Here is a 14,684-nt window from a genome sequence, read left to right as displayed (position 1 = left end):
ACCCCTAATACCCCAGCAGTTCCTTGAGCGGGATGACGCGGAAGACGGCCTTGATCGCGTAGCGGTTGAAGGTCAGCGTCTTCGGCGGATTGTACTGCTCGACGACCAGCTCGGCAGCGGTGCGCTTGACAAGCTTCTTGATGAAGGCCTTACCGTTGCGTTCGTTTTCTTCGGGGAACATCTCGATCACCACATGGTCGCCTGGCACGGCGTCGCGGCCGCCGCAATAAAGCATCTCGCCGGGCTCGTAGCGCGGCACCATCGAGTCGGAGAGCACATGCAGCGCAAACACCTTGCGCAGATGGGCGATGCCGGGCGGGCGCTGGACGTAGCCGGCGACCTCGCCGTTGAAGGTGAAGTCGCCGTCGTCGCCGCCAACCGCAGCACCCAGAAGCTCGATGTCCATAGGGCCGGCGGGCAAAGGGGCGGCGTCGGTGACGATCTCTGCGTCGGCGACATTGTCGGCGTCGTCGAGGAAGACGACCTCGCCCTTGCCGAGCGCCACCGGGTCGACGCGCAGGAAGGCGGCGGTCTTCAAAAGGTTCTCGGTTTTTGGCAGGTTGCGGCCGGTTTCCCAATTGCCGACGGCGGCGACATCGGTGTCGTTGTGCTCGGCAATGTGGCGCATCACCAGGCCACGCTGCTTGCGCGCCTTGCGGATCGCCGCTCCGACCTTGATCGACAATGAGGTTTTCGCCATGGCGGCCATCTGAAACATAAGAATCGGTTTCGTCCATGAAAGAATGCCTTGCATAACTATTTGAGTTATGCTTATATGCAGCCATGCACAAGCCTCGTTGCCCCATCTCGTTTTCCATCCGTCCCGGCTGTCCTCCTCCCCGACCGGGACGAAGCCCGAGGCCAGCGCCTCGGCTCCGGTCGCCCTGCCGTCATCGCAGGCGACCGGAACGGCCGGAGCCGTTCCCCTCACGGCTCCGGCCACGAACTTACGCGAGTGCCGCGCCGGCCTTTCGCGCATCCGCACCGAGGATGGCACGGTCATTGTCTTCGACCGGCGCACGGGCAGGGCGGTTTCCGGCGCCACCCGCGAGGCGGCCGAGGCGAAGCTTGGCCGCCGGTGGTGATCTCCCTTCTCCCTGTGAACGGGGAGAGGGGCAGCTTCGGCATCTACGCAACCCTTTCAATGGAAGAACACCATGCCCGCCTGTACCGACACAGAATTGCAAAGCATCGCCCGCACGCCGGCCAGGCTGGCGCCGCCGGTCTGGCTGCCGCAGCGCCAGACCGTGCGCGAGATCCACGGGCCCGACGGCGAGGCCTTCAAGCTGCCGGCGCCGCGCCCGGTTGCCGCCGGGCGCCATCCGCACGTCGCGGCCATGCGCTTCATCGACTGCCTGTTCAACCGCTGCCGCGCACCGCTCGATCTGACGCTGGAGGAAGATCCCGAGAACGACGCGCCCGGCAGCCGGCCGGCACTGGACATGCTGTGCTGCGGTCTGCGCACGCGACCGCTGAAAAGCTACTGCGCCTATCACGCGGCGCGCTTCTGCGACCATCGCCCTTCGGCTCTGGCGGATGCGGCGTGAACTGGGTCTTGCGTTCCTCGCCCCGCTACGTGGGGCGAGGACCCCAGGTTCTGCGAAGGCAGCCAATCAAACGAGGAGACTGTCCATGAGCAAGAAGACCGCCAAGGTCAAGGCGCCGAAGGCGCCCAAACTGGCAAAGGGCGAGGCCGAGCAGGTGCGCATCCGCAAGGAGGTCGGTCATGATTTCGCGCTGAAGGACGACGCCCTCGGCCGCAAGCGGCTGGCGACCGGCACGCTGGAGGCGAGGCGCATTTTTGAGGTTTCCAATGACGGCCACACCTCGACCGGCGGCATCGTGCGGGTGCGCAACGTCGACCCGCTGACCGGCATCACCTCGCTGTCGCGCCAGCAGCGCGAGGCGGGTATGCGCTACCGTGAGGATTTTCGCGTCTCGGCACAGGACGGTGTCAAGCCGATGGCGCTGACGGAGCGCGTCGACGGCGGCCGCATCGGCGGCGGCGTTGCCGACCGCATCCTGTCGGCCGGCCGCGCCTATGCCGACGCCACCAGCGCGCTTTCGCATTGGGAGGTGTCAGGCGTGGTGCAAAAAGTCTGCTGCCATGGCGAAACGGTGAAGAGCCTCGCCGAACAGACGGGCGAGCCGCGGGACGTTGTGTCCAAACTGCTCAAGGTCGGGCTGGATTTGTTGGCGGTGCATTACGGGATGATGCTGATGCGGCGGCCGCGGGGGTAGGGCGCGAACGGACGGCGGGACGCCGAACCAATGGGTGATCAGGCTAGAGGCGAACCTCGATCCGCCAGCGTCCTCCAATTGAAGGGCGCGGGCTTCTCGACGGCCTGTTACGGTGCGCCATTGCTGGTAGATCGCAATGCCAAAGCCACCGCTAGACCCTCATTTCGCAGACGTGGCGCCGACGTCTTCGGTGCTGACCGCCTATGACGAGTACTGCATGCTGACTTACATCCGGCTGCTCGATGCTTCGGCGGACGGGGCCGATTGGCGTGAGGTCGCCTACACCGTTCTGCACATTGATCCGAACCAGGAGCCGGAACGGGCATTCCGGGCTTGGGCGACGCATCTGGCGCGCGCTCGCTGGATGACCGGGAATGAGGGTTGGCGCCGATCGGCACGATGAGCGGCGTGGATGAGGCCGGAGATCTTTCGTGGAACTGCCGTCCCGGTTTGCCCGTTTAGACAGGAATCCAACTGGGAAGCGCCCGATGAACTCTTGGCAAATCAACACTTTGGAGGCGTGCTGCCTTCTTGCCGTTCCGCTGTCGATGATCCTTACGGTTCTGATAGCGGGTCTTATCCTTGGCTGAATCCCCGCTACACTGTCCAGTGAAGAAGGCTCTTCCCGGCCCGCATCGTGGTACGGGGCAATCGTGGGTTGCGCCTCTACGTCAGCATTTTGCGACGATCAGGCGCCGTAGCGAGCGCTCACCATATACGTTGGGGCTGTTAAGAGACAGGATTAAGGCGTATTAGCGAGTTAGAGTTAACAAAGGGTTTTCAGGTGACGCTGCTTCAAATCTCCTCGATCGCGGCTGAACTCGCGGTCTCCTACGTCACGATTGCACTCACATATCTGGCAGCTGTGTACGCGATTTGCTCCCGCTACTAGCCGCCGCGCGTCCAGTCGGCTTCCAGCACGCGACGCCTGTCGCCCGCCTGGCGCCAAATTTCATCACGGGCGCCCATCGCGACAGCGTCATCTTGGACGCGCATTGCCCAACCTCTCAATCCTTCGCGCGTTCCACGTACGCGCCGTCGGCCGTCATGACCACCACGCGGGTGCCGGCGCTGATGTGCGGCGGTACCAGCGTGCGCACGCCGTTGGACAGCGTCGCCGGCTTGTAGGACGAGGATGCCGTCTGGCCCTTGGTCACCGGCTCGGTCTCGACCACCTCGAAAGTGGCGCGCTGCGGCAGCACCAGCGAGATGGCAATGCCGTTGTGCTGCGAGATCTGCACCGCCATGCCTTCCGTGAGATAAGGCGCCATCTCGCCGACCACGCTTTCTGACACCGCGACCTGGTCGTAGCTCTCCGGGTTCATGAAATGAAAGCCCTCGCCATCGCGGTAGAGGAAGGTGTGCTCGCGCTCCTCGACATAGGCGCGCTCGACCTGCTCGGTGGTGCGGTAGCGCTCCGAAACCTTCACTCCATCGGAGATGCGGCGCATGTCGAGCTGGGTCACCGGCGTGCCCTTGCCGGGATGGATGTTTTCGGCAAAGAGGATCACATAGAGCTTGCCGTCCTTTTCGACGACATTGCCTCTGCGTAGGGAACTGGCGATGACCTTCACGGGCTTCATTCCTAAGAGTGTTGACTGGCCTGGGAGCGCCGACTGGCGCAAATCGGCTGCGGGAGCCGTCCGGTGCGGCCTAGCGCATCTTGGCTGCAATCGCCAGTCCTCGATGCGAATCCTTCTGTCATGACCGCCGCCTCGCCCTGGTGGACGCCTGATGTTCACGCCGACCGCCGGCCGCGGCTGATCCTGCGCAATGCCATCACTGCGGCCCTGCGCGACTGGTTTGCCCGCCGCGACTTCGTCGAGGTGGAGACGGCGGCGCTGCAAATCTCGCCCGGCAACGAGGCGCATCTGTCGGCCTTCGCCACCGATGCGATCGGCCCCGACGGGCAGCATCAGCCGCTCTATTTGCACACATCGCCGGAATTCGCCTGCAAGAAGCTGCTCACCGCCGGCGAGAAGCGCATCTTCAGCCTGAGCGCCGTCTATCGCAACCGCGAGCGCGGCCCCTTGCACCATCCGTCCTTCACAATGCTCGAATGGTACCGGGCTGATGAAACCTATGAGCGCCTGATGGAGGATTGCGCCGGGCTTGTCGCGCTGGCCGCCGAGCGGGCCGGCACAAAGCGTTTCTCCTTTCGCGGCCGCGAGGCCGATCCGTTCGCCGAGCCGGAACGGTTGAGCGTCGCCGAGGCTTTTGCGCGCTATGCCGGCATCGACCTGCTGGCCACGGTCGCCGCCGACGGCAGCACTGATCGTGAGGCGTTGTACACGGCGCTGGTTGCGGTGGGCCTACGCACCGCACCGGACGACAATTGGGCCGATCTGTTCAGCCGGGTAATGGTGGAAAAGATCGAGCCGATGCTGGGGCGGGGGTGCGCCACCATCCTTTACGGCTATCCGATTTCGGAGGCAGCACTTGCCCGGCCGAGTGCGGATGATGCGAGGACCGCCGAGCGCTTCGAGCTCTATTGCTGCGGCGTCGAGTTGGCCAACGCCTTCGGCGAACTGACCGACGCCGCCGAGCAGCGCCGGCGCTTCACCATCGAGATGGACGAGAAGGAGCGCGTCTATGGCGAACGCTATCCGATCGACGAGGATTTCCTCTCCGCACTCGCCATCATGCCGCAGGCAAGCGGCGCCGCACTCGGCTTCGACCGGCTGGTGATGCTGGCGACGGGGGCGATGCGGGTCGAGGATGTGATGTGGACGCCGATGGCGGGTTTGTGAGGCGAGGCGAATTGGCTGAGGGGGACTCTGCCGCTACGCCAAAGGCAAAGATCAGCGCCTGTCCAGCCCGGCCTCGATGACGATATGCTGGCAGACGTTGTCAATGTCAGAATGACGTCATCGTTCCAGAAGCGCAGGATGGTCCAGCCATCTTGTTCCAGACGCTTTGTCCTCGCCTCATCGCCTTCATTGGCATCGGCATGCTGCGAACCATCGACTTCGACGACAAGTTCCTTTTCCGGGCAAGCAAAGTCGACGATGTAACCAGCGATCGGAAATTGTCTCCGGAACCCGAGCCCATCAGCTGATGGGCGCGAAGCTCATTCCAGAGCTTCAATTCGGCGTCGGTCATGACTTTGCGCATCGACTTGGCATTGGCGCGATTTCGTGGGGCAACCGCGTGTGAGGGATTGTCAGTGCTCGGTTGCTTTTGAGATTGGCGCTCTACGGCGCGCCCCTCTGTCCTGCCGGACATCTCCCCCAAAAGTGGGGAGATTGGCAGTTCCGCCGACAGCGCCTCTTTTACGAGGTTGGCGATTGGCGAAATCAAAGATGACGGCCGATCTCCCACCAATGGGGAGATGTCCGGCAGGACCAGAGGGGGCGCTGTCCCGCCAACCTTGCCTTGATTTCGAGCTCCATGCTCACTGCTTCTCCTCCCGGTGGGACTTCACATTTCCTACCGCCCCATTAGCAAAGCGACGATGAGCTGCTGCAGATTGCCGCGCGGGGCGAATTCTACCCGGTCGAAATCGCGGCTTGCCTGCCGCTGTGCCTGGGAGAGTTCGGCGAGCCGCCTGGTCATTTCGGTCCTGATCTTTTCGCACCCGGGATCGTCGGGGACGGACAGGCCGATGGTGGCCGTCTCGATCTTGCGGACCATATCGACGATGATGTCGCCATGCACCTTTTCGTGGGCGGCGAGGCCGGCGGCAAAAACGTCCCAACTTTTCTGCACGGCGGCCGGCACCGGCCCGGACGTTTTGGGCAAGGTGTAGGTTATGATGAGCTTCGGCCGCGCCGATACCAGCACGCAGGCATTGCCTTGTCGCTGATAGTCCCTGACCCAGGTCAGCTTGAAATTGGTGTAGGCCATGGCGCGGACCTTGCTTTTGCCGATCATCGGCCCCCGCTCGCCCATCGAGGCATGGAGCTGGGGACCGGTCTGCCCTGAAACGGCGTAGGTCTCGACCTTCTCGACCGGCTTCCATCCCGCCTGCGCCGGCGATGCCAGCAAACAGGCCAGGAGCAGAGACTTCAGAACGACTGTTTTCATGCGAATCCCCCGGGCCGATGGCTTTGGTGCGCTTGAGATCATCAACGCGTGGCAGGAATGCGGTCAAGGCGCCCTTGCCAAACTCGGCGTTCGCATTCGCGTCGAAAGAACCAATCGACGGCGCCGCAAACTCAATCCGCTTGGCGGGCCCGTTTTGAAATCTTCTTTCTCACTAATCTCTATCAACTTACTAAAGTGAAGCCACACAAGCGCTTTGCGAGGAGCCCAAATGTCGAAAAAGCTGGTGGTGGGGCTGTCAGGCAACCTGACCCGTCCGTCGAAGACCAAGGCGTTTATCAGCCACATCGTCGCGGAGGTGGCGAGCAGCACCGGTGCAGCCTCGACCGTTTTCGACCTAGAGGATCTCGGTCAGTCCTTCCCGCTGGCAAAGCGCATTGGCGATCTGGATCCGTTGGCCAGAAACATCATCGAGCGATTGCTGGGGGCCGATGTCCTGGTGGTTGGCTCGCCGACCTTCAAAGGCAGCTACACCGGGCTGTTCAAGCATTTCTTCGACCTGCTCGACCCGTCATCCCTGAGGGGAAAGCCGGTCATCCTTGCTGCGACGGGCGGCGGCGATCGTCATTCGCTGGTGGTCGAACATCAGCTGCGGCCGCTGTTCGGCTTCTTCGAGGCGCTGACCCTGCCGACCGCGATTTACGCCTCCGACAAGGACTTCGCCAACGGCGTGCTGGTGTCCGAAGCCATCCATGCTCGCGCCAGGCAAGCGGTCGCCGAAGCTTGCCGGGCGGTGCCACGCAGCGTCGGTCTTGCCGCTTGAACACCGGCCAGTGACCCTCAATCCCTTTCCGCACAGTCAGAAGGAACCCGCAATGACCAGACCCAGCAAGTCCAGGCAGATCAAGCTTGGTGCTTTCCTGCCCGGTGGCGGACAGCATATCGCAGCCTGGCGCCACCCTGACGCGCCGGCCGACGGCGCGACGAATTTCGAGTTCCACAGGCAGCTCGCGCTTACCGCCGAGCGCGGCCTGTTCGATGCCTATTTCCTCGCCGACAATCTGACCGTCGGCCTCGGCGCCCGCGAAGGCGGCAATGCAAAGATCGCCGGGTTCGAGCCGGTGACGCTGTTTGCCGCATTGGCGCCGCTCACCACACATCTGGGCTTCATCGCCACCGCCTCCACCACCTATGAGGAGCCGTATACGCTCGCCCGCAAGTTCGCCTCGCTCGATCTTCTGTCGAATGGCCGGGCCGGCTGGAATGTCGTGACCTCGGCGGGCGACGAAACCGCGCGTAATTTCAATCGCGAGACGCAGCCTGCCCACGCCGAGCGCTATGCCCGCGCGCATGAGCATGTCGAGACGGTCAAGGCGCTGTGGGATAGCTGGGAAGATGATGCCTTCATCCGCGACAAGAAGTCGGGGCGCTTCTACGATAAGGACAAGCTTCACGACATCGACCATAAGGGCCCGCATTTCAGCGTCAAAGGTCCGCTCAATGTGCCGCGCCCGGTGCAGGGCCACCCGGTGGTGGTGCAGGCCGGGCAGTCGGAGGGCGGCCGCAAGCTCGCCGCCCAATCGGCTGAAGTCATCTTCACCGCCCATCAGAATCTAGCCTCGGCGCAAGAATTCTACCGCGACCTCAAGGCGCGCGTGAAGGCTGCCGGCCGCAATCCCGGACAGGTGCTGATCATGCCGGGCGTGGCACCCTTCGTCGGCCGCACCGAAGAGGAAGCCCGCGCCAAATACCAGCAGCTGAACGATCTGATCCTGCCCGAAGATGGCGTGGCCCTGCTCAACGGGTTGGCCGGCCAGACGCTCGACATCAGGGGTTATCCGCTCGACGGACCGCTGCCGCCGAGCAAGGAAACCGAAGGCATGAAGAGCCGCCAGGCGCTGATCCGCCAGATCGCCGACGAGCACAACTTCACCATCCGCCAGCTCTACCAGTGGGTGGCGACGGCCCGCGGCCACTACACTGTCATCGGCAGCGCGGTGCAGGTCGCCGATCAGCTGGAGGAATGGTTCGGCAGCGAGGCCGCCGACGGCTTCAACATCCTGCCGCCCTGGTTGCCCGGCGCGCTCGACGACTTCGTCGACCTGGTGATCCCCGAGCTGCAGCGCCGCGGCCTGTTCCGCACCGCCTACGAAGGCAGGACGCTGCGCGAGAATCTCGGCCTCAGGCGGCCGGAAAACCCCTGGACCGCCGCCCGCTCGAAGGTGCTGGCCGCCGAATAGATTCTCTTAGAGCAAAGGGCAAGACGATGAGTTTGCAACACATCGAGCGGCCGGTCACGATCGCCGCACATGACGGCAGAACTAGCCTCGGCGCCGATCTTCCGCGCCTGGCCAACCGGGCTGTCGTCCGCTTCCTGTCCCGTTACGGCATCCTGATGGCCTTCCTCGCGATCTGGCAGGTCTCGAGCAGCGCGGGATGGGTCAACGCCGCGGTGCTGCCGCCGATCGACACGATCGTCTCCGCATTGTGGAATGGTCTGGTCGGCGGCACCTTGCTTGGCGACATCGCCATCAGCCTGCAGCGCGCCGGCCTCGCCTTCGCAGCGGCGGTGGCGGTTGCCATCCCGCTCGGTCTGTTCATGGGCCAGGTGCGCGCCGTCGAAACCGCGCTTGATCCGATCCTGCAGGTTTTTCGACAGACTTCTGCGCTGGCCCTCTACCCGGTGTTCATCCTGCTGCTCGGGCTGGGGGAGGCCTCAAAGGTCTTCGTCATCTTCTGGGCGACGCTGTTTCCGCTGCTGCTCAACACCATCAGCGGCGTCAAGCAAGTCGATCCGAAACTGCTCGAAATGGCCCGGGTCTATGGCGCCACGCGGCTCACCGCGTTTCGCCGGGTCGTGCTTCCGGGGGCCGTCCCGTCGATCTTCGTGGGCTTAAGGCTGAGTGCGACCACGGCGCTCTTGCTGCTGATCGCCTCCGAAATGATCGGCGCCAACAGGGGCATCGGCTTCCAGGTGATGAACGCGCAGTACAACTTCCAGATCCCGCTGATGTTTGCGGCGATCGTCATCCTCGCCGGCCTCGGCCTGATCGCCAACCAGGCGCTGGTTAGCCTTCAGCGGCGGCTCTGCCGCTGGAGCAATCCCATCGACTGACCAGCCTTTCACCATCCTCTCCAACAGGCACCATCCTCCAACAGGAAAGACCGGACCATGCCAATCACTCGCCGTTCCCTGCTTGCGGGCGCTCCCTTTGTCGCCGGCGTCATCGCCACCGGCCTGCCTCGCTTTGCCGCTGCGCAAGCTGCGCCGGTCACGTTTCGCTACCTCGCCAGCCGCGGCAGCATCTCGCCGCATGAGCTGGCGGACGAGCTCGGCTATTTCAACGACCTCGGCGTCAAGCTGGAGAATGTCGGCTACTCGGGCGGCGGCCCGGAATCGCTGTTCGCGCTCGCCTCCGGCAGCGTCGATCTCGGCTCGGCCGCAACCGCTGCGGTGATCAATTCGATCTCCGGAGGCAACGACTTCGTCGCCGCCTATCCAAGCAACGGCATCAACAGGCAAGTGCACAGCGTCTTCTACGTGCTGGAAGACAGTCCGATCAAATCGATTGCCGACGTCGCCGGCAAGACCATTGCGGTCAATACGCTTGGTGCCCATCTCGACTACACCGTGCGCGAGGCGCTGCACGGGGTCGGCCTGCCGCCGGATGCGGCCAAGCTCGTCGTGGTGCCCGGGCCGCAGCTTGAACAGACCCTGCGGTCGCGCCAAGTCGATATCGCGGCACTGGGCTATTGGCAGGCGACGTTTGCCGGCGCGCTGGTGGACAAGGGCGGCGTGCGGGGTGTGTTCAACGACACCGACGTGCTGGGCGAACTGGCCGGCGGCTTCACCGTCCTGCGGCGCGACTTCATCACGGCGCATCCGGATGGCGCCCGCAATTTCGTCGAACAGTCGGCCCGCGCCGCCGACTGGTCGCGCCAGAACCCGGACGAGGCGCGCAAGGTGCTCGCGGACATCCTCGACAAGCGCGGCGAAAATGGCGAGCTGGCACGCTACTGGACCGGCTTCGGCCTGCGTGAAGGGGCCAAGGCTGACGACCGCGACATCGACTTCTGGGTCAGCGTGCTCGAGCGCGACGGCCGCCTGCCCAAGGGCAGGCTGAAAGCCGCTGATATCCTTTACCGGCGCGGCGAAACGAAAACCAACTGACCGGGAGACGGGCGCCATGGCCACCACAAGCGGCGGCGAGGTCACGATCCGCGACCTGTCCAAATCCTTCAGCCTCGGCGGGCGTCCGCTTGCCGTGCTGAGGGCTCTCAACCTCGATATCCGCTCCGGCGAATGTCTCGTCATTGTCGGCGCCAGCGGATCGGGCAAGACCACGCTGCTGCGCATTCTTGCCGGGCTGGAGGCCTCCGACAGCGGCGGTGTCGCGATCGACGGCAAGCCGGTCCATGGCGTCGGCGCTGAACGCGCGGTGATTTTCCAGGAACCGCGCCTGCTGCCCTGGCTGACGGTACTCGGCAACGTCGCCTTTGGCCTCGAAGTGCGGGGCGTGCCCAAGGCGGAGGCCGAGGACAAGGCCCGCTTCTATACCGAGCTCGTTGGTCTGGCCGAATTCAGCGATGCCTATCCCAGGCAGCTTTCGGGCGGCATGGCGCAGCGCGTCGGCATCGCCCGGGCCTTGACCGTGCAGCCTGAAATCCTGCTGCTCGATGAGCCGCTGGGCGCGCTCGACGCCATGACCAAGATCGGCATGCAAGAGGAACTGGCGCGCATCTGGAGCGAGGAGAACGTCACCATGGTCATGGTCACCCATGATCTGGAAGAAGCGATCTATCTCGCGGACAGGGTGCTGATCCTGCCCAGGGAGAAGGGCGGCACAGCGCGGCTGGTCGAGGTTGAACTGCCGCGCCCCCGCGATCGCAGCGAAGGCCGGTTCGTGCGCTATCGCGAAGAACTGCTGCGCGAGTTTGGCTTGCACTGAGACGCGGTGACAGCGCGTCTTGCGCTGCCTTATTTCGCCGCCCCCGACGAAAACAGCGCGCGCTCGACGGGAGGCTCCAGCGTTTGCGCAAAGGGCGTCGCCAAGTGGTGGCGATCGCGGTAGGCCAGCTTGCCGTCGATGAAGACATGGCAGGTCTTGGCGTCGCAGAACCGGTCGGTCATGTCGATATAGGTCGCGTTGGGGACGGTGCGCACGATGTCGCGCTCCACCGCGGCCACGGCGTCGTTGGCGGCGTCGGTTCGCGGCGCATCACATACCGACGGCGTCTGTCCCCGCCACAGCGCGCGGGCCACGCACGTGTCGGCGAACATGCCGTTGAACGGGACATCGCGGATGAAGGCGACTTTCAGCCCGGCCTGGCTGAACGCTTCCAGCGTTGCACGCAGGCCGGCCTGCCAGTCCCGGTCCTGGCTTTCGGATACCTTCACGTCGGGCGACAATTTGCGCGAGCTGGTCAGCGAGATCTCCGACATCACCACCAGGCTCGGGCGCAGGGCGATGATCTCCTTGATCGATTGCTCGCGCCATCGATCGCACTCGGTGTAGTCGCGCTTCAGCTTCGAGCTCCAGACCGTCAGCCGCGACGCCCGGCAGGCGGATTTGAGCCAGGTGACGACCTTGTAGTTGTTCTTCTTCGCCGCCTCGATCAGCGGCGTCGACCAGTGGTCGGCATGCGAATCGCCGAACAGCGCGATCGAGTGCTCGGCATTCTTGGCGCCGAACACACAGGGCTTCGGCGTGACGGTTTCGTAGTCGAGAACGCAGCCGTCCTTGGCGCGCGCGGTGGAGGGCTGTGCGGTAGTTTCGGCAATGATGCGTTGTGAGGGGTCGAGATCGTGCACGGCAAGGCGCGCATTGGCGTAAGTTACCACCACGCCGGCGCCGGTCAGCATTGCGGCGGGAATAAGCGCGCGCGCCGCGTTCGCCATCAGCCAGACGTTGCGGCGGATCGGGTTCTCGATGAAACTATAGGTGAAGATCGACAGAGCCAGCGTCAATGCTGCGCAGGCAAGCCGCCCGGGCCAGGAGAGGTCGGGAACCATCATCGTCGCATAGACGATGACCGGCCAGTGCCAGAGATAAAGCGAGTAGGAAAGTTTCCCCACCCATTGCAAGGGCGGCAGCGCCAGCATGGCGCTAGGCCCTCTTTGGACATTGCCGGAGCCGCTGAGCAGCAGCAGCACGGTGCCGGCCACCGGCACGACCGCCGCGACGCCGGGGAAGGGGGTGGCTTGTTCGCTGAAGGTCAGATAGGCCCCGGCGATCAGCGCCAGGCCAAGCCATGCCAGTGCTGCGCCCAGTTGCGGGCGCTCGCGCCAGAATTTTGCCGGCGCCATCGTCGCCAGGCCGCCGGCGGCGAATTCCCAGGCCCTGAGCGGCGAGAAATAGAAGGCCCAGGGCTGCGCCACGGTGGTGAGCCAGGCGCAGACGGCGAACGACACCGCGGCGGCGAGGCCAATCACCAGGATCGCCGTGCACTTGCCCGGGCGCAGCCATGCGGCCAGCAGAAGCAGTGCCGGCCATACGAGGTAGAACTGCTCCTCGACGGAGAGCGACCAGAAGTGGATGAAGGGGTTGTTCGCCGCATCGGGGGCGAAATAGTCGAACGACCAGCGGATCAGCCATAAATTGATCGCATAGGCCGAGGCGAACATGGCGCCTTTCGAATAGAGCGCCTGTTCGTCCGGCGACAGGATGAAGTAACCCGCGACAAGCGTGGCGAAGATGACGAACAGCGAGGCCGGCAGCAGTCGCCGGGCGCGCCTTGCGTAGAACCGCCACAGGTTCAGCCTGCCGTCCTCGGCCATTTCCCGCAGCAGCTGGCCGGTGATCAGATAGCCGGAGATGACGAAGAAGATGTCGACGCCGGTGAAGCCGCCCGGCAGGTCCGACAGACCGAAATGGAACGCGACGACGCCCGACACCGCCAGTGCACGCAGCCCTTCGATATCAGGCCGAAACGATGCTGACACGGCAAAACCTCGTGTGGTCGTTGAAAAAGCCACCCGTTGCGAAGGCTCGACGCGATGCACCGATATTGCAATGCAACAAATCTAACGCAGTGCAACATATGTGGAGTTGGCGGAGTGCAGGGGGTGTGCTCGTCGGCGGCTAGACCAGGAAGCGCCGCGGCGACGCTGCCATATGCACCCGGCGCGGCGGGGTGTTTTTCGAGCACAAGGAAGACAATGGCCCGGCTAGCGGGCCCGCGTACCGATCTCAGGCTTAGAAGGAGCTCGCCGCTCGCGCGCCGGGCTCCTCCCCTGGTCGTCACCAATCACGCATGCGCTGGCGGATGATGACGAGAGTCCCAGACTGCCCAGGCCGATGCCGCAACCACCAGCACGCCGAGGACAACATGGGTCGCCATCGCGTTGGCGTTCGCCACGAAGCCGAGCAGCCAGGGCGAGGCGATCAGCCAGAGCCCGACGACAAGGTTCACCCACTCTTCCCATTCGGCGAATACCGAAAGCGCCGCGAGAGCCAGGGCGCCGAGCACGACTGCGGCAATCCAGGCGTTCCACGCAGGAGCGGTTTCAGCAGCGAAGCCGATGACCCAAGGTGAGATGAACAGGCATGCCGCAAGGATCAGATTGATCCAATCCTGGGCCTTCTTTCCTTCCATCAGATTGTTTGCCATGACAACCTCCACAGATGAAGCTTGACCAAAGCACTACGTCGCGTGCAACGCACGCTTAGTCATTGATATATCGTACTTTCGACGGCTTTCAAGGAGTGGCCCCGGACGGCCGGCCCTGGCGTCGGTTCCGTACCGCGGCGACGCCGCGTCTGCCATCCGCCTGCGCAATTCAGAAGCGCCGGTTCCCGGAGGCTTCGGCTGCTCGGGAGGATGAGGGCAACGTCAAGCGTAGCGGCACGTGGCAACCGTGCCATTGCTGCTGATAATGGGGCGGGCCCACGTTGCTCATGTCAGGTGCTTCGGCTATTGACCGGCAGCCAATGCCGGCACAGTTCCAAACGGAGCCCGACCATGACAGAGAAGACCATCCTCAAATTCGGCGCAGTCGAAAACGCCTAGGCGGGCGATCTCGCGGGCTGGGTCGTGGTCGACGGCAACCCAACCATGAAGACCGCCGTCCAGCACACCACAGAGGACGACAAGGTCATGTCGGGAACATGGCAGGCTACTCCCGGCACCTATCACGCGACCTACAGCGACTATGAATTCGTGCACATGATATCAGGCCACATCGTCATCACGCCCGATGGCGGCGCGCCCGTCGAAGTCGGTCCCGGCGATGCCTTCGTGGTCGAGGCCGATTTCAAGGAAACGTGGAAGATCATCGAGCCGGTGACGAAGCATTTCGTCGTCAGGGTCGGCTGAGGCCGGAGGCGAACCTATCGCGGCTTGGCGCGCCGCCGCCAAGTCTATTGATCCCGGGGCCTGTCGATCCCCAGGGCCTGTCGATCCCGGCCACCACAAGCGTGGTGCGGTCGAAATAAAAGGATAGAGTCCCTCCATTAGGG

The 14,684-nt window shown here is 64.0% G+C and carries 15 protein-coding genes and 2 pseudogenes; 11 read left to right on the top strand and 6 right to left on the bottom strand.

The window, feature by feature from the left end; translation table 11 throughout:
- Positions 1–4: 4 nt before the first annotated feature.
- Complete coding sequence (locus EOA85_RS11090; RefSeq protein ID WP_065008676.1) at positions 5–709, bottom strand: helix-turn-helix transcriptional regulator; 705 nt, start codon at positions 707–709, stop codon at positions 5–7.
- 88 nt (positions 710–797) lie between these two features.
- On the opposite strand from EOA85_RS11090, the gene EOA85_RS11085 reads away from it, so the two are divergent.
- The 4 genes from EOA85_RS11085 to EOA85_RS11070 all read left to right on the top strand — a co-directional run bounded on the left by EOA85_RS11085 (position 798) and on the right by EOA85_RS11070 (position 2,644).
- Positions 798–1,085: a hypothetical protein gene (locus EOA85_RS11085; protein WP_245485678.1), complete on the top strand. Its 288-nt coding sequence runs from the start codon at positions 798–800 to the stop codon at positions 1,083–1,085.
- A gap of 72 nt (positions 1,086–1,157) precedes the next feature.
- The gene (locus tag EOA85_RS11080) at positions 1,158–1,547 is read left to right on the top strand and encodes a hypothetical protein (RefSeq protein ID WP_348627890.1); all 390 of its coding nucleotides are present in this window, start codon (positions 1,158–1,160) and stop codon (positions 1,545–1,547) included.
- A gap of 85 nt (positions 1,548–1,632) precedes the next feature.
- Positions 1,633–2,241, top strand: coding sequence for a DUF6456 domain-containing protein (locus EOA85_RS11075; RefSeq protein ID WP_127209437.1), 609 nt, complete (start codon positions 1,633–1,635; stop codon positions 2,239–2,241).
- A 136-nt stretch (positions 2,242–2,377) separates the two neighbouring features.
- Entirely contained in the window at positions 2,378–2,644 is a 267-nt protein-coding gene (locus EOA85_RS11070) for a hypothetical protein (protein WP_127209436.1), read from the top strand.
- Between the two features lie 604 nt (positions 2,645–3,248).
- On the opposite strand, the gene efp is transcribed toward EOA85_RS11070, so the two are convergent.
- Entirely contained in the window at positions 3,249–3,815 is a 567-nt protein-coding gene (gene efp / locus EOA85_RS11065; protein ID WP_065008677.1) for an elongation factor P, read from the bottom strand.
- Between the two features lie 129 nt (positions 3,816–3,944).
- Between efp and epmA the strand changes: the two genes are divergently transcribed.
- Positions 3,945–4,991 carry an EF-P lysine aminoacylase EpmA gene (epmA, locus tag EOA85_RS11060; protein ID WP_065008642.1) on the top strand — a complete coding sequence of 349 codons (1,047 nt, stop codon included), beginning with the start codon at positions 3,945–3,947 and terminating at the stop codon, positions 4,989–4,991.
- 51 nt (positions 4,992–5,042) lie between these two features.
- Here epmA and EOA85_RS11055 read toward each other — a convergent pair.
- Positions 5,043–5,355 (bottom strand): annotated as a pseudogene (locus EOA85_RS11055) (endonuclease domain-containing protein).
- A 315-nt stretch (positions 5,356–5,670) separates the two neighbouring features.
- Positions 5,671–6,267: a DUF922 domain-containing protein gene (locus tag EOA85_RS11045; protein WP_065008643.1), complete on the bottom strand. Its 597-nt coding sequence runs from the start codon at positions 6,265–6,267 to the stop codon at positions 5,671–5,673.
- A 229-nt stretch (positions 6,268–6,496) separates the two neighbouring features.
- On the opposite strand from EOA85_RS11045, the gene msuE reads away from it, so the two are divergent.
- Genes msuE through EOA85_RS11020 form a run of 5 tightly spaced genes read left to right on the top strand, consistent with a single transcriptional unit; the run spans position 6,497 to position 11,174 of the window.
- A complete protein-coding gene (gene msuE / locus EOA85_RS11040) occupies positions 6,497–7,048 on the top strand; it encodes an FMN reductase (protein WP_127209435.1) in 552 nt (183 codons plus the stop codon).
- Between the two features lie 52 nt (positions 7,049–7,100).
- Positions 7,101–8,465 carry an LLM class flavin-dependent oxidoreductase gene (locus EOA85_RS11035; protein ID WP_127209434.1) on the top strand — a complete coding sequence of 455 codons (1,365 nt, stop codon included), beginning with the start codon at positions 7,101–7,103 and terminating at the stop codon, positions 8,463–8,465.
- 26 nt (positions 8,466–8,491) lie between these two features.
- A complete protein-coding gene (locus EOA85_RS11030; RefSeq protein WP_127209433.1) occupies positions 8,492–9,340 on the top strand; it encodes an ABC transporter permease in 849 nt (282 codons plus the stop codon).
- Between the two features lie 57 nt (positions 9,341–9,397).
- Complete coding sequence (locus EOA85_RS11025; protein WP_127209432.1) at positions 9,398–10,396, top strand: ABC transporter substrate-binding protein; 999 nt, start codon at positions 9,398–9,400, stop codon at positions 10,394–10,396.
- A gap of 16 nt (positions 10,397–10,412) precedes the next feature.
- Complete coding sequence (locus EOA85_RS11020) at positions 10,413–11,174, top strand: ABC transporter ATP-binding protein (protein ID WP_065008648.1); 762 nt, start codon at positions 10,413–10,415, stop codon at positions 11,172–11,174.
- Between the two features lie 29 nt (positions 11,175–11,203).
- Here the strand turns inward: EOA85_RS11020 and EOA85_RS11015 are convergent, their stop codons facing one another.
- Positions 11,204–13,168 carry an acyltransferase family protein gene (locus EOA85_RS11015; protein ID WP_127209431.1) on the bottom strand — a complete coding sequence of 655 codons (1,965 nt, stop codon included), beginning with the start codon at positions 13,166–13,168 and terminating at the stop codon, positions 11,204–11,206.
- Positions 13,169–13,473: 305 nt separating this feature from the next.
- On the bottom strand, positions 13,474–13,836 hold the full coding sequence (locus EOA85_RS11010; RefSeq protein ID WP_029351215.1) for an SPW repeat protein: 363 nt from the start codon (positions 13,834–13,836) through the stop codon (positions 13,474–13,476).
- Between the two features lie 351 nt (positions 13,837–14,187).
- Here EOA85_RS11010 and EOA85_RS11005 point away from each other — a divergent pair.
- A pseudogene (locus tag EOA85_RS11005) lies at positions 14,188–14,541 on the top strand (cupin domain-containing protein).
- The last annotated feature ends 143 nt before the right edge of the window (positions 14,542–14,684 follow it).

Origin of the sequence: Mesorhizobium sp. M5C.F.Ca.IN.020.29.1.1 (assembly GCF_003997375.1) — a bacterium.
GTDB classification, from domain to species: Bacteria; Pseudomonadota; Alphaproteobacteria; order Rhizobiales; family Rhizobiaceae; genus Mesorhizobium; species Mesorhizobium wenxiniae.
Note: the sequence above shows the minus strand (reverse complement) of the source record. Positions and strands in the feature narration are given on the sequence as shown.